Source organism: Micromonospora sp. CA-246542, assembly GCF_050942905.1.
Lineage (GTDB): Bacteria > Actinomycetota > Actinomycetes > Mycobacteriales > Micromonosporaceae > Micromonospora.
In genome coordinates, this window is record NZ_CP192040.1 from 1,230,424 (window position 1) to 1,252,585 (window position 22,162).

The 22,162-nt window shown below is 73.7% G+C and carries 20 protein-coding genes; 7 read left to right on the forward strand and 13 right to left on the reverse strand.

Features of this window, described 5'->3' with window-relative positions; translation table 11 throughout:
* Positions 1-26 precede the first annotated feature (26 nt).
* Positions 27-3,518, forward strand: coding sequence for an ATP-binding protein (locus ACQP0N_RS05860; protein ID WP_433118183.1), 3,492 nt, complete (start codon positions 27-29; stop codon positions 3,516-3,518).
* Between the two features lie 412 nt (positions 3,519-3,930).
* On the opposite strand, the gene ACQP0N_RS05865 is transcribed toward ACQP0N_RS05860, so the two are convergent.
* Together ACQP0N_RS05865 and ACQP0N_RS05870 are read right to left on the reverse strand one after the other, a co-directional pair.
* Positions 3,931-4,794 (reverse strand): ABC transporter permease, encoded by an 864-nt coding sequence (locus tag ACQP0N_RS05865; protein ID WP_433118185.1) that lies wholly within the window; start codon positions 4,792-4,794, stop codon positions 3,931-3,933.
* Positions 4,791-5,804 carry an ATP-binding cassette domain-containing protein gene (locus ACQP0N_RS05870; protein WP_363661175.1) on the reverse strand — a complete coding sequence of 338 codons (1,014 nt, stop codon included), beginning with the start codon at positions 5,802-5,804 and terminating at the stop codon, positions 4,791-4,793. The genes ACQP0N_RS05865 and ACQP0N_RS05870 overlap by 4 nt, the downstream gene beginning before the upstream one ends.
* A 175-nt stretch (positions 5,805-5,979) precedes the next feature.
* On the opposite strand from ACQP0N_RS05870, the gene ACQP0N_RS05875 reads away from it, so the two are divergent.
* Positions 5,980-6,495 (forward strand): GNAT family N-acetyltransferase, encoded by a 516-nt coding sequence (locus ACQP0N_RS05875; RefSeq protein ID WP_433118187.1) that lies wholly within the window; start codon positions 5,980-5,982, stop codon positions 6,493-6,495.
* A gap of 24 nt (positions 6,496-6,519) precedes the next feature.
* On the opposite strand, the gene ACQP0N_RS05880 is transcribed toward ACQP0N_RS05875, so the two are convergent.
* A complete protein-coding gene (locus tag ACQP0N_RS05880) occupies positions 6,520-7,506 on the reverse strand; it encodes an aldo/keto reductase (protein ID WP_433118189.1) in 987 nt (328 codons plus the stop codon).
* 83 nt (positions 7,507-7,589) lie between these two features.
* On the reverse strand, positions 7,590-8,342 hold the full coding sequence (locus tag ACQP0N_RS05885; protein ID WP_433118191.1) for an SDR family oxidoreductase: 753 nt from the start codon (positions 8,340-8,342) through the stop codon (positions 7,590-7,592).
* Between the two features lie 102 nt (positions 8,343-8,444).
* Between ACQP0N_RS05885 and ACQP0N_RS05890 the strand changes: the two genes are divergently transcribed.
* Positions 8,445-9,287, forward strand: coding sequence for a helix-turn-helix transcriptional regulator (locus ACQP0N_RS05890; protein WP_433118193.1), 843 nt, complete (start codon positions 8,445-8,447; stop codon positions 9,285-9,287).
* 60 nt (positions 9,288-9,347) lie between these two features.
* Here the strand turns inward: ACQP0N_RS05890 and ACQP0N_RS05895 are convergent, their stop codons facing one another.
* Positions 9,348-10,199 carry an aldo/keto reductase gene (locus ACQP0N_RS05895; RefSeq protein WP_433118195.1) on the reverse strand — a complete coding sequence of 284 codons (852 nt, stop codon included), beginning with the start codon at positions 10,197-10,199 and terminating at the stop codon, positions 9,348-9,350.
* Between the two features lie 97 nt (positions 10,200-10,296).
* Positions 10,297-11,256: a LysR family transcriptional regulator gene (locus ACQP0N_RS05900; RefSeq protein ID WP_433118197.1), complete on the reverse strand. Its 960-nt coding sequence runs from the start codon at positions 11,254-11,256 to the stop codon at positions 10,297-10,299.
* Between the two features lie 48 nt (positions 11,257-11,304).
* Between ACQP0N_RS05900 and ACQP0N_RS05905 the strand changes: the two genes are divergently transcribed.
* Positions 11,305-12,189, forward strand: coding sequence for a serine hydrolase (locus ACQP0N_RS05905; protein ID WP_433118199.1), 885 nt, complete (start codon positions 11,305-11,307; stop codon positions 12,187-12,189).
* 152 nt (positions 12,190-12,341) lie between these two features.
* Entirely contained in the window at positions 12,342-13,316 is a 975-nt protein-coding gene (locus ACQP0N_RS05910; RefSeq protein ID WP_433118201.1) for an MBL fold metallo-hydrolase, read from the forward strand.
* A gap of 32 nt (positions 13,317-13,348) precedes the next feature.
* Here ACQP0N_RS05910 and ACQP0N_RS05915 read toward each other — a convergent pair whose 3' ends face one another.
* From ACQP0N_RS05915 to ACQP0N_RS05925, 3 genes are read right to left on the reverse strand one after another with little or no spacing between them, the layout of a single operon-like run.
* Positions 13,349-13,888, reverse strand: coding sequence for a DUF1697 domain-containing protein (locus ACQP0N_RS05915; protein ID WP_433118203.1), 540 nt, complete (start codon positions 13,886-13,888; stop codon positions 13,349-13,351).
* Positions 13,889-13,919: 31 nt separating this feature from the next.
* Positions 13,920-14,588, reverse strand: coding sequence for a response regulator (locus tag ACQP0N_RS05920; RefSeq protein ID WP_433118205.1), 669 nt, complete (start codon positions 14,586-14,588; stop codon positions 13,920-13,922).
* Positions 14,585-15,742 carry a sensor histidine kinase gene (locus ACQP0N_RS05925; RefSeq protein ID WP_433118207.1) on the reverse strand — a complete coding sequence of 386 codons (1,158 nt, stop codon included), beginning with the start codon at positions 15,740-15,742 and terminating at the stop codon, positions 14,585-14,587. The genes ACQP0N_RS05920 and ACQP0N_RS05925 overlap by 4 nt, the downstream gene beginning before the upstream one ends.
* A gap of 168 nt (positions 15,743-15,910) precedes the next feature.
* Between ACQP0N_RS05925 and ACQP0N_RS05930 the strand changes: the two genes are divergently transcribed.
* Positions 15,911-16,660 (forward strand): ABC transporter ATP-binding protein, encoded by a 750-nt coding sequence (locus ACQP0N_RS05930; RefSeq protein WP_433118209.1) that lies wholly within the window; start codon positions 15,911-15,913, stop codon positions 16,658-16,660.
* Positions 16,657-19,083: an FtsX-like permease family protein gene (locus ACQP0N_RS05935; protein WP_433118211.1), complete on the forward strand. Its 2,427-nt coding sequence runs from the start codon at positions 16,657-16,659 to the stop codon at positions 19,081-19,083. Before ACQP0N_RS05930 ends, ACQP0N_RS05935 begins: the two co-directional genes overlap by 4 nt.
* A gap of 23 nt (positions 19,084-19,106) precedes the next feature.
* Here the strand turns inward: ACQP0N_RS05935 and ACQP0N_RS05940 are convergent, their stop codons facing one another.
* The 4 genes from ACQP0N_RS05940 to ACQP0N_RS05955 are packed head-to-tail and all read right to left on the reverse strand — an operon-like array spanning position 19,107 to position 22,130.
* Positions 19,107-19,670 (reverse strand): SOUL family heme-binding protein, encoded by a 564-nt coding sequence (locus ACQP0N_RS05940; protein ID WP_433118213.1) that lies wholly within the window; start codon positions 19,668-19,670, stop codon positions 19,107-19,109.
* On the reverse strand, positions 19,667-20,437 hold the full coding sequence (locus tag ACQP0N_RS05945; protein WP_433118215.1) for a YqeB family protein: 771 nt from the start codon (positions 20,435-20,437) through the stop codon (positions 19,667-19,669). The genes ACQP0N_RS05940 and ACQP0N_RS05945 overlap by 4 nt, the downstream gene beginning before the upstream one ends.
* Positions 20,438-20,439: 2 nt before the next feature.
* A complete protein-coding gene (locus ACQP0N_RS05950) occupies positions 20,440-21,237 on the reverse strand; it encodes an ABC transporter permease (protein ID WP_433118217.1) in 798 nt (265 codons plus the stop codon).
* Positions 21,234-22,130, reverse strand: a complete 897-nt coding sequence (locus ACQP0N_RS05955; protein ID WP_433118219.1) for an ABC transporter ATP-binding protein — start codon at positions 22,128-22,130, stop codon at positions 21,234-21,236. Before ACQP0N_RS05955 ends, ACQP0N_RS05950 begins: the two co-directional genes overlap by 4 nt.
* Between the last annotated feature and the right edge of the window lie 32 nt (positions 22,131-22,162).

Genomic DNA, 22,162 nt, shown 5'->3' on the forward strand with positions numbered 1-22,162 from the left:
GTGGGGTCCAGTACCGTCTGGGAACCATGGACGCGCGGGCCGGCGACGCCATCATCGGGCGGGATCACCCCGCGGGTTTGCTGCGCGCCGAGCTGGACCGGGCCGCCACCAGCCACGGCGGTCTCGTCCTGGTCACCGGTGAGCCGGGCATCGGCAAGACCACCCTCGTCACGTCGGCGGCGCGGGAAGCCCGCCGAGGTGGCGCGCTCGTGCTCGGCGCGGCCTGCTGGGACTCCGACAGCGCTCCCGGCTACTGGCCGTGGGTGCAGGTGTTGCGCTCCCTACGGCGTTCCGCCGACGACTGGGCGCTCGCCCGCCCGGCCGCCGAACCGGCCCTCGCGGCCCTGCTGGGCGAGACCGGCACCGGTGACGTTCCCGGCCTCACCGCCGCGTGGTCGGCCCGCGACGGCCAGGACGTGGCCGACCGGGAGGCGTTCGCCCTGTACGACGCCGTGACCGCCGCGCTGGTCGCCGTCTCCGCGCACCGGCCGGTGGTGGTCGTCCTCGACGACCTGCACTGGGCCGACCCGGCCTCGCTGCGGCTGCTGGGGTTCGCCGCCCAGCACACCTGGTTCGAACGCCTGTTGCTGATCGGCACGTACCGCGACGCCGAGGTCGAGGCCGGCGACCACCCGCTGCGCCCGCTGCTGCTGCCCCTGGTCGCCAAGGCCACCACGATCACCCTCACCGGCCTGGCCCGCGACGAGGTGGCCGCGCTGATGGCGCGTACCGCCGGTCGGGAGCCCGACCCCGACCTGGCGGACGAGGTGCACCGCCGCACCGGCGGTAACCCGTTCTTCGTCGAGGAGACCGCGCGGCTGTGGCACGCCGACGGCACCACCGGCGCGATCCCGCCCGGCGTACGGGAAGCGGTGCGACAGCGGCTCGCCCGGCTGCCCGCCCCGGTGGTCGAGGCGCTGACCGTCGCCGCCGTACTGGGGCGTGAGTTCCACCGGCAGGTCCTGGCGGCCAGCGCGGCGGTACCGGTGGCGTCTGTCGACCGGCTGCTCGACGACGCGGTGACCGCCCGGCTCGTGGTCGCCCGGGGTGGTGGCCGGTTCACCTTCGCCCACGACCTGGTCCGCGAGACCCTGTACGACGGGCTCACCACCGACGACCGGCAGGCCCGCCACGCCGCGGTGGTCCGGGCGGTGGATCCGCCGACCGCGCTCACCGACCGGCTCATCCCAGCCGATCTGGCCCGCCACGCCTACCTGGCCGGTGCCGCGCTGGACCGGACCCGGGCCGGCGAGCTGCTGGTCGCCGCCGGGCGGGACGCGTTCGCCCGGCTCGCCGCCGACGAGGCGGGGGTGCACTTCCGCCGCGCACTGGAGATCGTCGAGGACCCCGCGCAGCGGATTCGCCTGCTCGTCGACTTCGGCGAGGTGCAGTACCACCACGCCGGCCGATCCGAGGCCGCACGCCTGCTGGCCGAAGCCGCGACGCTCGCCCGTACGCTCGACGACCCGGTGCCACTGGCGCGCGTCGCGCTCACCGTGCACCGCGCCCGTCAGGTGGACACCACTGTCGCGGTCGACACGACGGACCTGGTGCGCGAGGCGTACCAGCGGTTGATCGGCGAGCCCGCCCCCACCGCGTCGACGGGCGCGCTGGTGGCGGACCTGATCACCGCGACGGAGACCATCGCCCGTCGTGGTCGCGACGACGAGGCGCTCACCTTCAGCCTGTGGGCCCGCCACGACACCACCTGGGGGCTGGGCACCGCGGCGGCGCGGGCCGCGCTCACCGCCGAGATCCGGGACGTGGCCCGTCGCGCGGGCGACCGGGAGACCGAGCTGTGGGCCACCTCGCTGCGCTGGGTGGCGTTGCTCGAACTGGGCGACCCGCGCTTCATGGAGGAGTTCACCGCCTTCGTCACCGTGGGTCAGCAGGGCGAGTTGGCCCGTCCCCGGATGGCGGCGGCCGTCGACGGCGGGATCATCGCGGCGTTCCGGGGCGACTTCGCCGAGGCGGACGAGCGGTTCACCATCATCGCCGAGCTGTCCGACCCGGGGCACGCCGAGTTCGCCTTCATGGGTCACCACCTGCGCTGGGCCCGGCTGCTGTTGCAGGGGCGCTTCGACGAGATCGACACGCTGCTGCACGAGTGGGCGCCGACCGACTACCCGTACCGGGAGCTGCTGTCGGCCATCACGGCGGCCGAGCGTGGCGACGACGAGCAGGCGGTGCGGTTGACCGCCGGCATCGAGGCGGCCGGCATCCACTACCCGCGTCCGGTGTCGCCGCTGTGGCTGCGGCTGCGCGCCCAGGCCGCCGCCGCGTCCCGTGATCCGCGGCGCTGCGACGACGCGCGGGCCGCGCTGATCCCACACCGTGGGCAGTGGGCGGTGGGGCTGTTCGGCTGCGACATCAGCGGGCCCATCGACCACTGGCTCGCCGTCGTCGACGCCGCGCAGGAGCGTTGGGACGACGCGATCACCGGATTCACGGCGGCCCGCGACGCCGCCGACCGGATGGGCTCCCGACCCTGGTCACTCATCGCCCGCGCCGGGCTGGTGGACGCCCTCGCCGGCCGCGACCAGCCGGGCGACACCGCCACGGTTGCGCAGCTGCGTGCCACCACCGTCCGGGACGCCGCCGCCCTCGGCATGAGGCAGGTGCTCCTCCGGCTCGCCGATCCGGCACCAGCCCACGCCGAGCCGGGCCAAGGCGGGCTGGCTCACGCCGTGTCGGGCCACGCCGTGTCGGGCCACGCCGTGTCGGGCCACGCCGTGTCGGGCCACGCCGTGTCGGGCCACGCCGTGTCGGGCCACGCCGTGTCGGGCCACGCCGTGTCGGGCCCCGACACGGCGTGGCCCGCCGTTGGGCGGGCCGAGGGCAGCATGCTGGGCGATGTCGCGCTCGCTGGCCAGGCCGGCGGGAGAGGCCACGCAGGCGAGGGCGACCAGGTGGTCGGGGGCGGCCAGGCCGTGGGCCGGCGTCAGGTGACGCCGGCCGACCCGACCATCGAGGGGTACGCCTTCCGGCGCGACGGGCCGGTCTGGCGGCTCGCGTACGCGGGAGTGGTGGCGCACCTGCCCGACGCCAAGGGCCTGCACGACCTGCATCTGCTGCTGGGCCGCCCCGGCAGCGACGTACCGGCGGTGGAACTACTCGACCCGACCGCTGGGCCGGTGCTGGTGGCCGCCCGTCGGATGGGAGGCGACCCGGTCCTCGACGACGAGGCGAAGGCCCGCTACCGGCGGCACCTGACCCGCCTCGACGACGAGATCGACCGGGCCGCCGCACGTGGCGACACGGCGAAGGTCGGCGCGCTGGACGCCGAGCGCGGCGCGTTGATCGAGGAATTGCGCTCTGCGGTGGGGCTGGCTGGTCGGAGTCGACGGCTGGGCGACGAAGCCGAACGGGCCCGCAAGACGGTCACCGCGCGAATCCGCGACACCCTACGCAAGCTCGACGACAACCATCCCGCGCTGGCCGACCACCTGCGCGAGGCGGTCTCCACCGGCGCCACCTGCCGCTACCTCCCACAAACCCGCCTCCCCTGGCACCTCTAACCCCCGCCCCGCACTTCCCCCCGCCCCCGCGCCCTCCCCGCGCCCCGCGCCTCCGCGCCCTCCCCGCGCCCCGCGCCCCGCGCCTCCCCGCGCCTCCCCGCGCCCCGCGCCCCGCGCCCCGCGCCTCCCCGCGCCCCGGCGCCTCGGCGATCTTGCACTTTCGGTGGTGGATTTGGGCGCTCTCGTGGCCTATGTCGCCACGGAATGTGCAAGATCGCGGGGCAGTCGTCGTCAGGTCTCGTCGATCATGAAGTTGTGGTGCCCGGTTTGGGGGTCTTCTGGCGACTTTGTCGCCCACCACAACTTCATGATCGACGGGGTGGGGTGGGGTGGGGTGGGACGGGGCAGGGCGGGACGGGGCAGGGCAGGGCAGGGTGGGACGGGGTGGGGTGGGACGGGGTGGGGGGTGGGGTTAGCGGCGGTTGTAGCGGTGCATCGTTAGGGTGCCGAAGACGATGACGAAGCCGGCGCTCCACACCAGGAGCCACATGGTGGCGGACGCGTCCGAGGTGCCGGACATGACGGCACGTACCGCGGCCACCAGCTGCGTCACCGGGTTGACCTTCACGAACGCCTGGAGCCAGCCGGGCATGGTGCTCGGCTCGACGAAGACGTTGCTGAGGAACGTCAGCGGGAACAGCACCATCATGCTGACCCCCATCACCGACTTCTCGCTGCGCAGGATCAGGCCGAAGAACGTCCACACCCAGGAGAACGCGAACGAGAAGACCACCAGCAACCCGATCCCGGCGGCCACCCCGGCGACGCCGCCGGCGGGGCGGAAGCCGAGCGCCAGCCCGACACCGAGGATGACCAGGGCGGCGAGGATGTAGCGCAGCACATCGCCGAAGATCATGCCGACCAGCGCGGCGGGCCGCCAGACGGGCAGCGTCCGGAAGCGGTCGAAGATGCCCTTCTCGATGTCGGTGTTGAGGCCGACCCCGGTGTACATGGTGATCATCACGACGCTGGTCACCATGATGCCGGGCAGGAAGAACTGCAGGTAGTCACGCGGGCTGTCGGCGAGGGCGCCACCGAACAGGTACGTGAACATCAGCACCATGATGATCGGGAACGCGGTCACGTCGAAGAGCTGCTCCGGCACGTGCTTGATCTTCAGCAGGGCCCGCCAGCCGAAGGTGAGCGACGCGCCCAACGCGCTCGGCCGGGCCGGTCGGGTGCCGGGCGCGAGGACGGTCGCCAGCGCCTCGGCGGACGGTACGTAGACCGACGGCGCCCGCTCGGCGGTGCCGGCGGTCGTGGTCGTGTCACTCATCGGGCTGCCTCCAGCTCGTCGTCGCGCTCGTCGGCCGACACGGCCGGGTGGTCGGTCAGGGCCAGGAAGACCTCGTCCAGGCTGGGCTGGCCGAGGGAGAAGTCGTCGACGACGATGCCGGCGCGCGCCAGGTCACCGAGCGCGCGAGCCGCCTGCGCGCTGGCGTCCAGGTCGGTGCCGGCCTCGCCGACGCGGGCGGTCAAGGCCACCGGATCGGCGGCGAGCTGCACCGGCACGTTCAGCGCCTCCCGGAGCACCTGCTCGGCCTGGGGCCGCTGGCCGGGATCGCGTAGTCGCAGGTGGACGGTGCCGGAGCCGACCGACGACTTCAGCTCGCCCGGCGTGCCCTCCGCGATCACCCGGCCGTGGTCGACGACCGCGATCCGCCCGGCGAGCTGGTCGGCCTCGTCGAGGTACTGCGTGGTCAGCAGCACGGTCGTGCCGTGCGACACCACGGCGCGGACGATCTCCCACACCTGGTTGCGGCTGCGCGGGTCGAGGCCCGTCGTCGGCTCGTCGAGGAAGAGCAGGTCCGGGGTGTTCAGGATGCTCGCGGCGATGTCGATGCGTCGTCGCATGCCGCCCGAGTACTTCTTGACCTGGCGGTCGCTCGCCTCGGTCAGACCGAACGCGGCCAGCAGCGCCGCCGCGCGGTCGCGGGCTTCCGGCTTGCGCAGGCCCAGCAGGCGGGCCAGCAGCACCAGGTTCTCCGTGCCGGTGAGGTCCTCGTCGACCGAGGCGTACTGGCCGGTGAGGCTGACCCGGCTGCGGACCTTGTCGGCCTCGGTGACCACGTCGTGCCCGAAGACCCGCGCCGTGCCGCCGTCGGGACGCAGCAGCGTCGCGAGCACCCGGACCGCCGTGGTCTTACCCGCCCCGTTCGGGCCGAGCAGGCCGTAGACGGTGCCGGCGGGCACCCGCAGGTCCATGCCGGCCAGCGCCCGGGTCTCCCCGAACGTGCGGGTGAGCCCTTCGGCCTCGATGGCCAGGCCGGTGGCGCGTCTGTTCATCATTCATACCTCTCGTCCGATGGCCGGCGACGTCGTGGTCGGTGTGACCAACGACCCCGCCGTCCTACAGGCGCGAGGTGGCGACCGCCGGTCCGCTAGATCGGAACTAGCGAGTGCCGTTTCGGGACGGAATGTCGGTGGGACCGGCTTGACTGGAGCCGACGAGGGGGCCGGAATGACGCAGGTACGCATCGAGCCGTGGCACGAGGATGATCTCGACCTGCTGCGGCAGCTCAACTCACCGGACACCCGCCGACACACCGGCGGCCCGGAGACCGACGAGCAGGTGCTCGCCCGGCACGACCGGTATGTGCACTTCGCCGAGGGCGGGCAGGGGTGCATGTTCACCGTGGTGCTGCCGGACGGGGTGCGGGCGGGCAGCGTCGGCTACTGGGCGCGCGAGTGGCGCGGCGAACCGGTGTACGAGTTGGGCTGGGCGGTGCTGCCCGCGTACCGGGGAAAAGGGCTGGCGAGCGCCGCGGTGCGCGCGGCTCTCGACGTGGCGCGCGCCCGACGGGACCGGCGGTACGCGCACGCCTACCCGTCCGTCGACAACCCCGCCTCGAACGCGGTCTGCCGCAAGGCGGGCTTCACGCTGCTGAGCGAGACGAATTTCGAGTACCCGCCCGGACACCTGATGCGGGCCAACGACTGGCAGCTAGACCTGACCGCCCCGCCGGCCGACGGGTGAGGTCGGCGGGACGGCCGTCGCACGTCACCAGGTGGTGTCGAGGCGGTGCCGCTGCTCGGCGGTCAACTCCAGCTCCACGGCGGCCAGGCTCTCCTCGAGCTGGGCCACCGAGGAGGCGCCCACCAGCGGAATCGTCGGCAGGTCGCCGCCCAGCAACCAGGCGAGCACCACCTGGTTCACCGTCGCGCCGGTCTGCCCGGCGACCTCCCGCAGGGCGGCCAGTCGCCGGGGCGCGCTCGGCAGGTCGTACGCGGCGCCCAGCGGCACGTCCGGCCGGCTGTACGCCCCCCTCAGCAGCGGCGAGTACGCCACCAGGGTCAGGTTCGGCTCGGCGCGCAGGTAGCTGAGCAGGTCCGGGCCGACGCCGCCCGGATCGCCGTCCGGGTCCAGCTCGCTCACCAGGTCGGTGCGGTTCAGCAGGTAACTGCGGCGGTACTGGAGCACCTCGTACCCCGGGAGGCCGGCGGCCGCGGCGAGCGCGCGGGCCCGCTCCACCCGCCAGGCGCGGTGGTTGCTCGCGCCCAACAGGCCCACCGTCCCCTCGGCGACCAGCTCGGCGAAGCCCTCCACGGTCTCCGCGAGCGGCACCGTCCGGTCCTCGATGTGTGCGTAGAGCAGGTCCAGCCGTTCCACGCCGAGCCGGTCACGGCTGCGCTCCGCCGACTCGCGGATGACCTTCGCCGACAGGCCCTCGGCGTTGTCCAGGTAGCTGGTGCCGGGGGCCAGTGGGCGGGCGCCCAGCTTGGTGGCGATGACGATCTCGGTGCCGATGCCCCGGCTGCGCCGCCACCGCCCCAGCAGCTCCTCACTCTGGCCGCCCTGTGAGCCGTCGACCCAGAACGCGTAGTTGTCCGACGTGTCGATGAAGGTGCCGCCCGCCTCGACGTACCGGTCGAGGATCGCGTACGAGGTGGCCTCGTCGGTGGTGCTGCCGAACAGCATGGCCCCGAGGCTGAGCACGCTGACCTCGCGCCGGGTCGCCGGGTCGGCGCCGATCGAGCGGTACCGCATGGGATCTCCTTCCGGGCGTCCTGCCGGTGGACGCCCGAGGACCACCCTGCTACCTGGAGCGCGCTCCAGGTCAAGCGTCCGTCTCACCAGGGGAGGACGCCGTACCCGCCGCCGGCGTCCATCTGGAAGCCCCAGAGCAGTCCGCTCGGCCCGTCCGCCGGCAGGGTCGCCAGGTGCACGCTCACCTCGGCGCCCTGCTCCGGCGTACGGAAGCCGCTGTTGCCGTTCAGGTCGGTGGCGCAGTAGCCGGGGTTCGCCGCGTTCACCTTGATCGGGGTGTCCCGGAGTTCCTTGGCGTACATGGCGGTGAGCATGTTCAGCGCCGCCTTCGACGACGGGTACGGCACGGAGGTCAACTCGAACAGCGCGCCGTCCGGGTCGGTCATCGCCGCGATCGAGCCGACCTCGCTGGAGACGTTGACGATCCGCGCCGCCGGTGCCCGGCGCAGCAGGGGGAGCAGCGCGTTGGTGACCGCCACCGGGCCGAAGACGTTCGTCTCGTACAGCCGGCGCATCGTCGCCACGGTCGTCTCGCTGGGCAGCCCCCGCGTACCGTCGGCGAGCACGATGCCGGCGTTGTTGACCAGCACGTCGAGCCGGTCGTACTCGGCTTCGACGAATTTCGCGGCGTCGGCCACCGACGTCGGGTCGGTGACGTCCAGCGGCACGAACACCGCGTCCGCGCCGCCGTCGCGCAGCTCCCGCTCCGCGGCGCGGCCCCGCTCGACGTCCCGCGCGCCCAGCAGCACGGTCATCCCGAGGGCGCCGAGCTGCCGGGCGGTGGCGAGGCCGATTCCCTTGTTGGCCCCGGTGACCAGGGCGATCATGTTCGTCATGCCGTCGAGCCTGTGCCCGACAGCGGCCGGTGGGGAGAGACGCCGCGAGGCTGGGACCGGCGGTACCACCCTGGCCGACCCGACAGACGGCATGCTGGGGGCATGACGAGCAGGGGCCTGCGACGTGACGAACTGGCGGCGTTCCTGCGCGCCCGCCGCGCCCGCCTGCGGCCCGCCGAGGTCGGCCTCCCCGACGGGGTACGGCGGCGTACGCCCGGGCTGCGTCGGCAGGAGGTCGCCCAGCTCGCCGGCATGTCGATCGACTACTACATCCGGTTGGAGCAGGGCCGGGGCCCGCACCCGTCCCGGCAGGTGCTCGCCGCTCTGGCGCGGGCGCTGCTGCTCAACCGCGACGAGCGGGAGTACCTGTTCCGGATCGCCGGGGAGAACCCGCCCTCGGCCGTCGGCCCGAGCCGCGAGGTGCCGCCCGGGCTGCGGCACCTGCTCGACGCCATGACGGAGACCCCGGCGTACCTCGTCGACGCCGCGTACCACGTGCTGGCCTGGAACCGGCTTGCCACGCACTTCGTGGGGGATCTCGCGGCCGTGCCGCACACCGAGCGCAACATGATCCGCTGGACCTTCCGGCAGCCGATGACCGACGCGCACTGGTCCGATGCCGACGCGCGTCGGTTCGTGCACACCACGGTCGCGGACCTGCGGGCCGCCTACGGCCGCTACCCGGCCGATCCGGCTATCCGCGAGCTGGTCACCGAACTGCTCGGCACCTCGCCGCGCTTCGCCCAACTGTGGGCCGAGCACGAGGTCGGGGAGCGCCGTCCCGTCGTGAAACGGGTGGCGCATCCCGAGCTGGGGTCGCTGGAGTTCGAGTGTCGGGTGCTGCTGGTGCCGGAGACCGAGCAGCGGTTGATCGTCTACGTCGCCACGCCCGACTCGCCGACCCAGGCGGTGTTCCGCCGACTCGCCGAGCGTGTCGACAGCTGACCCGCCCGCGAACAGCGCGCTGCCCCGGAATCAGCACCCCGGGGCAGCGCTGTCCGCTGGTCAGCGGGGCACGTAGGCGAAGGTGTCCGGGTTCGGGCCCTGCCGCCCGGCCTCGCCCTTGTCCAGTCCGGTGATCCGCTCCATCGCCGTGTCGTCCAGCTCGAAGTCGAAGATCCCGGTGTTCTCCTCGATCCGCCTCGGCGTGGTCGACTTCGGGAAGATGATGTCGCCGCGCTGCACGTGCCACCGCAGCACCACCTGCGCCGGGGTGCGGCCCACCTGCTCGGCGATGTCGACCACCGTCGGGTCGTCCAGCACCTTGCCCTGCGCGATCGGCGACCACGCCTCGGTGAGGATGTTGTGCTCGCGGCCGTACGCGCGGACCTCGTCGTTGCCGAAGTACGGGTGCGCCTCGATCTGGTTGACCGCCGGCACCACGCTCGCCTCGTCGGCCAGCCGCCGCAGGTGCGACACCTGGAAGTTCGACACGCCGATCGACCGGGCGCGGCCGTCGCGCTGGAACTCCTCCAACACCTTCCAGGTCGAGACGTAGTCGCCGTCGTACAGGGTCGGCAGCGGCCAGTGGATCAGGAACAGGTCGATGTAGTCCATCTTCAAGGCCGACAGCGTCGAGTCGAACGCCTTGCGGGCGTCGTCCGGGCGGTGGAAGCCGTTGTTCAACTTGCTGGTCACGTACACCGAGCCGCGGTCGAGGCCGGACGTGCGGATCGCCTCGCCGACCTCGGCCTCGTTGCCGTACATCTCGGCGGTGTCGATGTGCCGGTAGCCCACCTCCAGCGCCGTGGTCACCGCTGCGGCGGTGTCCTTCGGCTCGATCTGGAACACCCCGAAGCCGAGCTGCGGAATCGTGGTGCCGTCGTTCAGGCTGATGTCAGGAATCGTGAGTGCCACTGCGGCTCCTTCGCGTCTTCGTTACCCGTCATCCATACCCGGGCAGGTGGACGATTCACCGCCCAAAGCGGGGTGACGAACGCAACGGCGATCCGGTTCACCCGGTCGTGTCGAACAACACCGGCCAGGGCCGTGCCGCCGGCACCGAGGGCGACGTGGGTGGCGCCGGCTCTGCGGCGGCCAACACCTCGGCGGCGAGCTGCCCGACCATCGCCGCCGCCGGGTGCGCCGACCGCTGCGGCCAGGCCGCCGACGTGCGCCTGGTCAGCGACGCGTCGGCGAGCGGTCGCCAGGCGATCCGTGGTTCCCGGCGGGCCAGGGCCGCCGGCTCCACGGCGACGCCGCCGCCGGCCAGCACCAACCCGAAAAGGAACTCCGGGTTGCGCGCCGGCCGCACCCGTGCCGGCCGCCACCCGTGCTGTCGACACACCCCGAGCAGGTGGTCGTGCCATCCCGGCGCGGTGGCCCGGGGCGCGGTCACCAGGTCCAGGCCGGCGAGCGCGGCAAGCGGCACCTCCCGTCGGCGTGCCAGCGGCGAGGTCCGCGGCAGCAACACCCCCAGGGGTACGTCGACCGGGGCGCCGAAGCGCAGCCCGTCCGCCTCGACCGGATGGTGTACGAGCCCCACGTCGAGGCTCCGCTCGGTGAGCATCCGTACCTGCTCGGCGGTGGTCAGCTCGTGCAGCTCCACGTCGAGGCCGGGCGCGCGGGTGGCGAGCTGGTCCAGCAGCGCCCGCAGCGTCACCGCCGGCGTCTCCGGCGGCACCCCGGCGCGCAGGACGCCCAGCTCGCCCGCGCGGACCTGACCCATGAGGTTGCGCAGCCGACCCTCGCCGGCGAGCAGCTCCTCGGCCTCGGCGAGCAGCAGACCGCCGGCCGTGGTGAGCCGCACCTGGCGGCGGGAACGGTCGAACAGCTCGACGGCCAGCTCCCGCTCCAACCGCTGGATCGACTGGCTCAACGGCGGCTGGGCCATTCCGAGCAGCTCGGCCGCCCGCCCGTAGTGCAGCTCGTGGGCGACCACCACGAAGTGCCGCAGATGTCGGAGCAGGTCCACGGCCGGACCCTACGGCAGCGATGGAGTGTCACTGGATACCGTGCCGGGGTGGACGTGGGGGAGCGGATCGAGGCCATCTTCGCCGACGCGGGGGTGACCGGCAGCTTGCACGTCGTGGAACTGGACGCGGCGGGCCGGGAGGTCGGGCTGCGGGCCGACGAGCAGGTGGTGATCGCGTCGATCTTCAAGATCCTGTTGGTGCTGGAGTTCGCCCGGCAGGTTGAGGCGGGCCAGGTCGACCCGACCGAACGGGTCCTGGTCACCGCCGCCGACCGGCTCGGCGGGTGGGGGTTGGCCGGCTGCGCCGACGACGCCGAGGTGTCATTGCGGGACCTCGCGTACTTCGCCATGTCGGTCAGCGACAACACGGCCGCCGACCTGCTGCTGCGTCGGGTCGGTCCGGACCTGCTGCCGATGCTCGCCGCCGAGTTGGGCCTCGGCCGAACCCGCGTTCTCGGCGGCCCCCGGGAGCTGGTCGAGATGATGCTCGCCGACGTGGGGGCGCGTACCGAGGCGGAGTTCGCGCGGATCTTCCCGACCCTGCCGGCGGACCAGGTCCGGGCCATGCGGGTCTTCGACCCGCAACGCACCACGTCCAGTACGGCGCGGGACATCACCCGGCTGCTCGGCCTGATCTGGCGGGACGAGGCCGGGCCGGCGTCGGCGTGCGCGATGGTCCGCGCCTGGATGGCCCGGCAGCTCTTCTGGACCCGCCTGGCCGCCGGTTTCCCGCCCGCCGTGCGGGTGTCCGGCAAGACCGGCAGCCTGCCCGGACTGCACCTGGAGGCCGGAGTCGCCGAGTACCCCGACGGCGGCCGGTACGCGATCGCCGTCTTCGCCCGCGCCGAGGACCTCGCCCCGCGCCGGATCGACGTGGACCTGGCCGTCGGGCGGGCCGCCCGTACGGCGGTGGAGGCGTTGCGCGGCGACTGATTTCCGGCGGTGTCGAGCGACGGGACACCACCGTCGAGCAGGCCCGATATGCGGTGACGTATCGGAGGCGATCGCGTTCGATCTTGGACCTGGGCCTGATGGCGCTGGTTGGCTCGGGTCGACCGATCAACCGACACGGGGAGCAGATCCACATGTCCCACCTCGACCGTCGTCGCTTTCTCCGCGACGCCGCAGCCACCACCGCCCTGGTCTCGGCCGGCGGACTCGCCGCCTCGACCACCCCGGCCCAGGCCGCGCCCCCGGCCGCCGCGCCCGCACCGTCCACGCATGGCAAGGGGGCGGTCAGCTTCCGCTGGTGGGGTACGGCCGGCTGGCGCATCGACATCGCCGACCGGACCATCCTGGTCGACCCCTTCCTCAGCCGGATCGACACCGGCCTGTTCGCTGGCGCGTTCAAGACGGACACCCCGTTGACCGTGCGCACCGACGTGATCGACCAGCGCGTCGAGAAGGCCACGACCGTGCTGGTCACGCACACGCACTGGGACCACTACATGGACGTGCCGTACATCGCCGGGCGGACCGGCGCGCGGGTGTTCGGCACCCTCACCGCGTACCACCTGGGACTGGCGTACGGGGTGCCGTCGGCGCAGCTCAGCGCCGTCAAGGGCGGGGAGGTGCTCGACTTCGGCGACCACACCGTCGAGGTGGTCGGTTCGCTGCACAGCCGCAACGCGTCGTACTCGGTGGCCTTTCCCGGGGTGCGGGTGAGCCAGCCGGCGCGGCCGGCGACCATCGCGGACCTGCCGGAGGGCGACACGCTGGGCTACCTGCTGCGGGTCGCGGGCGGCCCGTCGGTCTACTTCACCGGGGCCAGCGACGTCGCCGAGCGCAACCTCAGCGGCCTGACGCCGGACGTGGCGATGGTGGCCATGCAGAGCGCCACCACCACCGCCGACTACCTGCCCCGGCTGCTGGCCGGTCTGGACTATCCGAAGGTCGTGGTGCCGGTGCACTGGGACAACTTCGAGACGCCGTTGCGGAACCCGCCGGCCGTCGCACCGGCCGACCGGGCCCGGCTAGACGACATGATCGCGGCGGTGCGGCGGATCTCGCCGCGCAGCCGCGTGCTGGTGCCCGAGTACGAGACCGCGTACCACTTCTGACCGGTGCCGGGCGGGCGTCCGCGCCCGCCCGGTCAGCCGGCCGCCATCTCCGCCAGTGTGCGCACCGACTTCCAGTTGCGGGTGGTGCCCACCACGCCGAGCTGCTTCTCCAGGTACGCGTTGGTGAACTTCGTCCGCCCGTAGCCGCCGTCGGGGAAGTGCAGGAAGACCTCGCGGCCGGTCACCGTGAACGCCACGTTCTCGCCACCGGGCACGGTGAGCGCGTCGACAAGCGACTTCTTCGGAGCGGTCGCGAGGAAGGCCACCAGCAGCCGCTTCGGGTCGTCGTCGATCTCGGCGTACGGGTTTCCGCCGGCCACCGCCGCCAACTCCCGGCCGCTGCGCACCAGCACCGGCACGGTGAGCCCCAGCTCGTCGGTGAGCGCCCGCTCGATGCCGGCGGCGAGCTTCTCCGCGTCGCGCACCGTGCTGCCGAAGACCACGTTGCCGCTCTGCAGGTACGTCGTGACGTCGTCGTGGCCGAGGTCGGTGACGATCCGGCGCAGGTCGGCCATCGCGAGGCGGGTGCTGCCGACGTTGACTCCGCGCAGCAGCGCGACGTACCGGGTCATGGCTCCTCCTGGGTCTGCACGGCCGACCGGCTCAGCGTAGGCCGCCCGGCCCCACCAGGCCCGTCTCGTACGCCACGATGACCAGTTGCGCGCGGTCGCGGACCGCGAGCTTGGTCAGCAACCGCCCGACGTGCGTCTTGACGGTGGCCTGGCTGAGGTTGAGATGCGCGGCCAGTTCCGTGTTGGACAGGCCTCGGGCGATCAGCGCCAGCACCTCCCGTTCCCGGTCGGTCACCCCGTCGAGCCGTCGGGGCACCGGCCGGCTCGGCTCCGGACGTCTGGCGAACTCGTCGATCAGCCGGCGGGTCACCGTCGGCGCGAGCAGCCCCTCACCGGCGGCGACCACCCGGATCCCGGCCAGCAGGTCCGCCGGCGGGGTGTCCTTGAGCAGGAAACCGCTGGCCCCGGCGCGCAGCGCCCCGTAGACGTACTCGTCCAGGTCGAACGTGGTCAGGATGATGACCCGGCAGCCGGCCGTCGCCGGGTCGGCGCAGATCCGACGGGTCGCCTCGATGCCGTCCATCTCCGGCATCCGGACGTCCATCAGCACCACGTCCGGCCGGTGCCGCCCGGTCAACGCCACCGCCTCGACCCCGTTGCCCGCCTCGGCGACGGTGGTGCAGTCCCCGCTGAGGTCCACCAGCAACCGGAAGCTGCCACGCAGCAGCGCCTGATCGTCGGCGATCAGTACGCGGATCACGCGGCGACCCGGTAGGGCAGGCTGGCGGTCACCGCGAAGCCGCCGTCGGAGCGGGGACCGGCCCGGAACTCCCCGCCGTGCAGCGCCACCCGCTCCCGCATGCCGATCAACCCGTGCCCCCCGCCGACCGTCGACACCGGGCGCCGGCCGTCGTCGGTCACCTCCACCCGCACCTCGGTCGGCAGGACTGTCACCGTGGCCCGACAGACGGCCGGAGCAGCGTGCTTGACCACGTTGGTCACCGCCTCCTGCACGATCCGGTAGACCGCGAGGCCCACCGACTCCGGCACCGCTGCGGCCGGCTCCTCCCGCCGTACGTCGAGACGCACGTCGACACCCCCGATCGCCGCCTGCTCGGCGAGCACGGGCAGCTCGTCGAGGCCGGGTGTCGGGGCGTACGGGGTTCCCTCGCGCAGGACGCCGAGGACCCGACGCACGTCCGTCAACGCGCTGCGGCCGGTCTCCTCGATCACCCGCAGGGCGGCGCCCGCCTGTCGGGGGTCCGCCTCGGCGACGTGGTTGGCGACCGAGGCCTGCACCACGATGAGGCTCAGCGTGTGCGCCACCACGTCGTGCAGCTCGCGGGCCACCCGCAGGCGCTCCTCGGTGGCGGCCTGCCGGACCAGGTGGTCGCTCTGCCGGGTGGCCAGGGCGCGGCGCTCCCGGACCAGCCAACCGATCAGCCAGGCCGGCGCGATCATCACGAGGGCGTAGCCGACCGCCCCCGTCCGGGACCAGAGGTCGCCCGCCGTGAACACCAGCGCCACGCTCACCAGGGCGAGGCAGGCGGCGGCGCTGAGCATCGATCGGCGCGCGGTCGTCGACACCGCCACCGTGTAGAAGGACAGGCCGATGGCGAGGGCCGGCGCGGCAGCGGCGAAGTTGGGGATCACACCGGTGATCAGGGCGGCCGTGGCGACCGCGCTGATCACGGCCGCGACGGTGACCGGCCAGCGTCGCCGGACCGCCAACGGCAGCCCGAGGGCCATCCCGACCAGCACGGACACCCAGAGCGGCTCGCGGACGCCACCGTGCAGCGGCGACTCCAACGCCGCGTACGGGCAGAGCAGGCCGCCGACCGCCACGGCCAGTACGGCGTCCACGACGTACAGGTCCGCCGGCCGTAGTCGCCGGGACAGCAGGTGAGCGATCACGGCACGAAGGTATCGGCCAGCGGCGGCGGGCGCGTCCACCCGTGGGCCGTCATCCTCGGGGAGGACGTCGGGTCGCCGTTCGCGCCCGAGGTCCACCCAGGGGCGGGTCGGAAAGTGTCCGCGCTGGCACGACGCGTACCACCTGCCGGAATTGGCACCGTGTCGGCCATGACAACAGACACGGTGACCCTGACGGGGCTGCGCGCGGTGTACGGCACGTCGAAACGGCCGGTGACGGCGCTGGACGGCGTGACGACCAGCTTCGCGAGCGGCACCTTCACGGCGGTGATGGGCCCCTCCGGCTCGGGAAAGTCCACCCTGCTGCACTGCGCGGCGGGGCTGGACAGCCCGACCGGGGGGACCGTCACGATCGACGGCGTACGCCTCGACGACCTCGGCGAGGACGAGCTGACCCGACTGCGGCGGGACCGGATCGGCTTCGTGTTCCAGGCGTTCAACCTGGTGTCCACGCTGACCGCCGCGCAGAACGTCGAGTTGCCGTCGCGCCTGGCCGGTCGCCGCCCGCCGGCCCGGGACGTCGCCGCCGCGCTCGACGCCGTCGGACTGGCCGACCGGGCCGGGCACCGGCCGAGCGAGCTGTCCGGTGGCGAGCAGCAGCGTGTCGCCGTGGCCCGCGCGTTGCTCACCCGTCCGGCGGTGCTCTTCGCCGACGAGCCGACCGGCGCGCTGGACAGCGGGGCGTCGCGTCAGGTGCTCCGGCTGCTGCGCGCACTCGTCGACGACCACGGGCAGACCGTGGTGATGGTGACCCACGATCCCGCCGCCGCCGCGTACGCCGACCGGGTTCTCCTGCTCGCCGACGGGCGCGTGGTCGACGAGTTGACCGGCGGGATCACCGCCGCCGTCGTCGCCGCCCGGATCGCCGAGCGGGAGACCGTCGGGGAGCCGTCGTGGTGAGCGTCCGGCGTTCGGCCAGCGCGTTCGTGGCCGTCGCTCTCGGGGTCGCGCTGGTCGCGGCGGCGACCCTGCTGCTCGCCTCCGGACGTCCGCAGGTGCCGGACCGGCTGGCGCGGGCGGCGGTGGTGGTGCAGAGCCCGGAGGCGGGAGCCTCGGCCGACTCGTTCGTGCCGACCCGCCCCTGGTCCGCCGATGTGGCGGCGACGCTCGTGGGTCGACTCGGCGCACTGCCCGGCGTCGCGGCGGCCGTTCCGGACCGGACCTTCTACGCCCAGCCGATCGTGGACGGTCACCCCGTGGCCGCTGACAGTCGGCGCGAGGACGCCCACCAGGGGCGCGGGTGGTCCAGCGCCCAGCTCGGTGGAGTGCGTACCACGGCCGGCGGTCCGCCGCGCAGGGCCGGCGAGGTGGTCGTCGACAGTGCGCTCGGGCTGCCGATCGGCAGGTCGGTCACCCTTCTCACCGCCTCGGGTCCGGAGCCGTACACCGTGAGCGGTCTGGTCGACGCGCCCGGCGTCCACGTCGCGGACGAGGTGGCCGCCGCGCTGGCGCCCGGTGTCCGGACGATCGGGCTGCTGCTCGCGCCCGACGCCGACGCGGAGCGGGTCGCGCTCGCGGCGCGCGGAGTCGTCGGGGGCGACGGGCGGGTGCTGACCGGCGAGGACCGGGGCGCGTTGGAGCCCCGTGGTGACGCCCGCACCCGGTGGATCGGCATGCAGGTGCTCACCGCCACGGCGGCCCTCGCCGGCTTCGTCACGGTGTTCGTGGTCGCCTCCACCTTCGCGTTCACCGTCGCGCAGCGCCGCCGCGAGCTGGGTCTGCTGCGCGCCGTGGGCGCCACCGGGCGTCAGATCCGCCGCCTGGTGTACGCCGAGGCGCTCGCCGTCGGGGCCGGCGGTGGAGTCGTCGGCCTGCTGGTCGGTGCGGCGCTCGCCCCGGCGGTGGGGCGGCTGCTGGTCGACGGCGGTCTGGAGCCGGTGACCTTCGCGGTCCGCTACAGCCTCTGGCCGGTCGCGGTCTCGCTCGTCGCCGGACCGGTGATCGCGCTGCTGGCGGTCTGGTCGGCGTCCCGACGGGCGGCACGGGTCCGCCCGCTGGAGGCGTTGCGCGAGGCCGCGGTGGAGCAGCGGCCGATCGGGCGGGTGCGTGTCGCCACCGGCGTGCTCCTGGTCGCGGTCGGGATCGCGCTCAGCCTCGGAACGGCGACGGCCGACGAGGCCCGGATCGCCGCCCAGTACGCCCTCTACGCGGTGATGGCCCTGGTGGCGGGTGCCACCGTGCTCGCCCCGGCGGTGGTCGGGCCGGTCGTACGGCTGCTGCGGTCACCGGTGCGGCGGCCCGGGGGCGCGATCGGGATGCTGGTCCGGGGCGGGGCGTTGACCGCCACCCGACGGACCGCCTCCATCGCCGCGCCGGTTCTGCTCACCGTCGCGTTCGCGGTGCTGGTGTCCGGGATGGTGCGCACCACGACCGCCGCGTACGCGGCAGGTCGGGCGGACAACGTGAACGCCGGTTGGATCGTCGTGCCCGAGCGGGGACCGGGTCTGTCGGACGCGGCAGTCGCCGAGACCGGCGGGACCGCCCTCCTGCCGACCACGGTCTACCGCACCGACCCTCGGGCGCTGCCGGCGAACCGTCCACTCACCGCTCTCGGCGTGGACCCGGTGGGCTTCGCCGCCGCGAACCGGGTGCTCACCGTCGTCGCCGGCACGCTCGACGACCTACGGGGCGACGACACGGTGGTGGTCACCGCCGCGACGAACCTGCGCCCGTCCGCGCCGTACGACGTGGTCTTCGCCGACGGGACGGCGGTGTCGCTGCGCGTCGTCGCCGTGGTCACCGACGACTCCCTCCCCGGTGACCTGCTGGTGCCCCGGGCGGTGGTGCGGGCGCACGACCCGTCGGCCCTGACGTCCACGGTGTACGTCCGGGACCGGATCGCACCGCCCGTCGGTGGGCGGGTCGTCGACGTCGCCACCTGGGCGGCCGAGGCGGACGCCGCCGAGGACCGCCTGGTCTGGCTGTTCACGGTGCTGCTGATCGGGGTGTCCGCCGGCTACGGGGCGATCGCGGTCGCCAATACGCTGCTGCTGGCCGCCGCCGGTCGGGCCGCGGACCTGCGGCTGATCCGGCTGGCCGGGGCGACCCGGCGGCAGGTCGTCTGGCTGGTGACGGCGGAGTCCGCCCTGGTGGTGCTGATCGGCGCGCTGCTCGGTGGCGCGGTCGCGTTCGTCGGTCTGCTCAGCATCCGCGCCGGTCTCGCCGAGCAGGTCGGCGCCCCGGTCGACCTGGTGGTGCCGTGGACGGTCGTCGGTGCGGTGGTGGGGCTGTGCCTGCTGCTGGCCGTACTCGCCAGCGTGCTGCCGACGTGGCGGGCACTGCGGCACCGTCCCGGTCGGTCCCCGCTCGGCTCGGTCGGATGACCGCCCGCCGGACCGCCGCCCGGTCACTCCACGACCGGCAGCACGACCTCGTTGCGGCGCAGGAACCACGGCTTCCACGGCGGATCGAAACGCGCGTACCGGATGGCGCCGGTGGGTTGCAGCCCGGCGGCGGTCACCGACCGGCCCAGCATGGTGGCCCGCTGGCTGAACGCCCGCTCCGTCCACCGGCCGGAGAACCGCGTCGCCGCCGCCAGCTGGGCCGGAACCTCATGGATCCGTACCCGGGCGTCCACCGGCTCGGGCACCGTCGCGGCGGTGACGGTGGCCGGCAGAACGAACTGGATCAGGTACGCGCCCGGCCACTCGCCCTCGACCTGGACGACCGGCAGCGTCATCGGGATCTTCGCCGCGCCGTCGGCCGTGGACGTCGCCGGCACCGCCGACCCGACCGGCTGTCGGGCCCGGTTGGCGCCCCCGACGTACGCGGCCAGCGGCCGGAACGCCTCGATCGGCGCCCGGGTGAACGACGCCTGGATCCGCATCTCGGCCACCAGGTGGGCCGGATAGCGGCGCAGCTCGAAGCCGGGGTGTCGGGACACCACCCGGTACGGCTGCTGCTCGGTCATCGCGCACTCCCAGGATCTCCTGGGACTGACGCTACCGCCCCTCCGGCTCCCGCTCGGCCGAAGTCGGCCGTCCTGCCCCGGGGGCGACGGTTCGCCAGTACTGGCGTGCCCTCGTCGCGCAGCACCACTCCGAGCCGGCCGAGTTCGCGGCGCAGTTCCCGTACGTCGTCGCGACGGTCCCGTTCGAGAGCCCGCTCGCGGGCGTGCAGCAGGGCGTCCGCGCCGACCGGCAGCCCCGGCAGGTCGGGCACCCACAGCCGGTACGCCGAGCGGTGCGGGTCGTCGTCCGTCCAGGCCCAGCCGTGCGCGCGGAACGCCGCCGCCAGGTGGGCCGCCGGGAGGTCCGTCGACTCCCGGACGAGTTCCGCGCCGTCGCCGTCGAGCAGTACCAGGTGCTTGTCGGCCAGGAAGGCGGCCCGGGTGTCGGCCCGTGCGACGCTGCGGGACTGGTCGGCGCGGCGCAGCCGGACCTGCGTGGAGTCCACGGTGACGATCAGCCGCTCGGCAGTGCCGACCCCGGCGACGACCAGGCCGGCCAGGACGCCGACGGCCACCGCGCCGAGGGTCGCCTGCGGCTCGGGCAGCCGGTCCAACCACCTGATGAGGTCGCCGAACGGCACCCACGACAACCGGGCCAGCCACCCCGTCGACGCGGCGAGGAGCCAACCGGCGCCCGCGCCGAGCAGCGGAAAGCCACCCCACAAAACGACCAGTTCCAGCGGGCCACCGGTGACCACTGTGCGGGGGCGGTAGTCGGCCGCGTCCATGGTCAGGACACCTCGCGGCGCAGCGTCCGGACCAGGCCGGCGGCCAACGGAACGACCATCCAGACGAGCAGGGACACCGCCAGCCGCCCCCACTGTTCGCCGGTGAGCGCATCGCTGCTGAACAACGGGTCCATGGTCCGGCTGGTGTCCAGCCACCCGGCCGGACCGCGCAGGGGCCGGACCATCCCGCCGAGCACCGACCAGAGGGTCGGCAGCAGCAGGTAGCCGACGATCGCCAACGGCGTGTTGAGCAGCAGCAGGCCGAAGGCGGCACCCATCAGCGCCACGGCCACCTGGGCGATCACCCCGTTGACGACCAGCGTCGCGCCGACCTGCCAGGTGCCCGCACCGCCCGTGGCCGACGCCACGAGCGTCCCGATGCTGGCGACGGCGAGGGCGACCAGCACGGAGGCGATCGCGGCGAGCACCACCGCGATCAGCTTCGCGGTCACCACCCGTTCCCGCCGGGGGACCAGCGCGTACGTCGTGAGGGCGGTGCGCTGGGACCACTCACTGGTGATCGACAGGATGCCCAGCACCGGCAGGAGCACGTTGGCGGGCAGCAGCGAGGTCACGAAGAAGGTGCCGAAGGTCTGTTCGGCGTCCTCCGCGTAGATCAACAGGAGGGTGACGACCGCGACGACGACGAGGCCGATGGTGATCAGCAACCAGCGGCCGGCCCGGGTGTCGACGAGCTTGCGCAGTTCGACGGCGGTGAGCCGGAGCAGTGACGGTCGGCGTACCGGGGAATGGTGCCGGGGCGCGACGACGCCGGCGGTGGGTGCGGTGGCGGTGGTCATCGGACGGCCTCCCGGGTGGATTCGCCGGCGGTCAGGGTGAGGAAGAGCTGTTCGAGGCCGCCGCTGCCGGCCGGGCGTAGCTCGGCCAGCGCGACGCCGGCGTCGGCCGCGGCCTGGCCGACCGTCTCGGCGTCCGCCTGCACGAGCAGGCCGTCGGGGCTGTCGGTGGGGGTCAGGTCGGCCGCCTCCAGCGCCCGACGCAGCGCCACGTCGTCACGCGCCCGCACGACCGTGCCGCCGCCGGCCAGCAGCTCGTCCTTGCGGCCCTGGGCCACGATCCGGCCACCCCCGATCACCACCAGCCGGTCCGCGACCGCCTCCACCTCGCGGAGCAGGTGGGAGGAGAGCAGCACCGTGCCGCCCCGGTCGGCGAAGTCGCGCAGCAGACCCCGCATCCAGAAGATCCCCTCCGGGTCCAGGCCGTTCGCCGGCTCGTCGAGGATCAACACCCGGGGGTCGCCGAGCAGCGCCTGCGCCAGGCCGAGCCGCTGACGCATGCCCAGCGAGTACGCCCGTACCCGACGCTTCGCCGCCACCGCGTTCAACCCGACCAGGTCGAGCTTCGCGGCGACCTCGCGCTTGTCCAAACCCATGGTGTACGCGGACAGCGTCAACGCCTCGCGGCCCGTGCGGCCCGCGTGCTGGGCGGAGGCGTCCAGCAGCACACCGACCTCCCGCCCCGGGTTGGGCAACTCCCGGTAGAGGTGCCCGGCAACGGTTGCGCGGCCTGCGGTCGGCGTGGTCAGCCCGCAGATCATGCGCATGGTGGTCGACTTGCCGGCCCCGTTGGGGCCGAGGAAGCCGGTGACGGTGCCGGGCTCGCACCGGAACGACACGTCGTCCACCGCCGGGTGCGGCCCGTACCGCTTGGTGAGGTTCTCCACGGTGATCATGCGGTCGAGCCTGCCCGCGCCGTCCGGTCATC

Coding starts and splice junctions, on each gene's coding strand:
- ACQP0N_RS05860 (WP_433118183.1), top strand. CDS start 27: ATGGACGCGCGGGCCGGCGACGCCATCATCGGGCGGGATCACCCCGCG.
- ACQP0N_RS05865 (WP_433118185.1), bottom strand. CDS start 4,794: ATGAGTGACACGACCACGACCGCCGGCACCGCCGAGCGGGCGCCGTCG.
- ACQP0N_RS05870 (WP_363661175.1), bottom strand. CDS start 5,804: ATGAACAGACGCGCCACCGGCCTGGCCATCGAGGCCGAAGGGCTCACC.
- ACQP0N_RS05875 (WP_433118187.1), top strand. CDS start 5,980: ATGACGCAGGTACGCATCGAGCCGTGGCACGAGGATGATCTCGACCTG.
- ACQP0N_RS05880 (WP_433118189.1), bottom strand. CDS start 7,506: ATGCGGTACCGCTCGATCGGCGCCGACCCGGCGACCCGGCGCGAGGTC.
- ACQP0N_RS05885 (WP_433118191.1), bottom strand. CDS start 8,342: ATGACGAACATGATCGCCCTGGTCACCGGGGCCAACAAGGGAATCGGC.
- ACQP0N_RS05890 (WP_433118193.1), top strand. CDS start 8,445: ATGACGAGCAGGGGCCTGCGACGTGACGAACTGGCGGCGTTCCTGCGC.
- ACQP0N_RS05910 (WP_433118201.1), top strand. CDS start 12,342: ATGTCCCACCTCGACCGTCGTCGCTTTCTCCGCGACGCCGCAGCCACC.
- ACQP0N_RS05915 (WP_433118203.1), bottom strand. CDS start 13,888: ATGACCCGGTACGTCGCGCTGCTGCGCGGAGTCAACGTCGGCAGCACC.
- ACQP0N_RS05930 (WP_433118209.1), top strand. CDS start 15,911: ATGACAACAGACACGGTGACCCTGACGGGGCTGCGCGCGGTGTACGGC.
- ACQP0N_RS05940 (WP_433118213.1), bottom strand. CDS start 19,670: ATGACCGAGCAGCAGCCGTACCGGGTGGTGTCCCGACACCCCGGCTTC.
- ACQP0N_RS05945 (WP_433118215.1), bottom strand. CDS start 20,437: ATGGACGCGGCCGACTACCGCCCCCGCACAGTGGTCACCGGTGGCCCG.
- ACQP0N_RS05950 (WP_433118217.1), bottom strand. CDS start 21,237: ATGACCACCGCCACCGCACCCACCGCCGGCGTCGTCGCGCCCCGGCAC.
- ACQP0N_RS05955 (WP_433118219.1), bottom strand. CDS start 22,130: ATGATCACCGTGGAGAACCTCACCAAGCGGTACGGGCCGCACCCGGCG.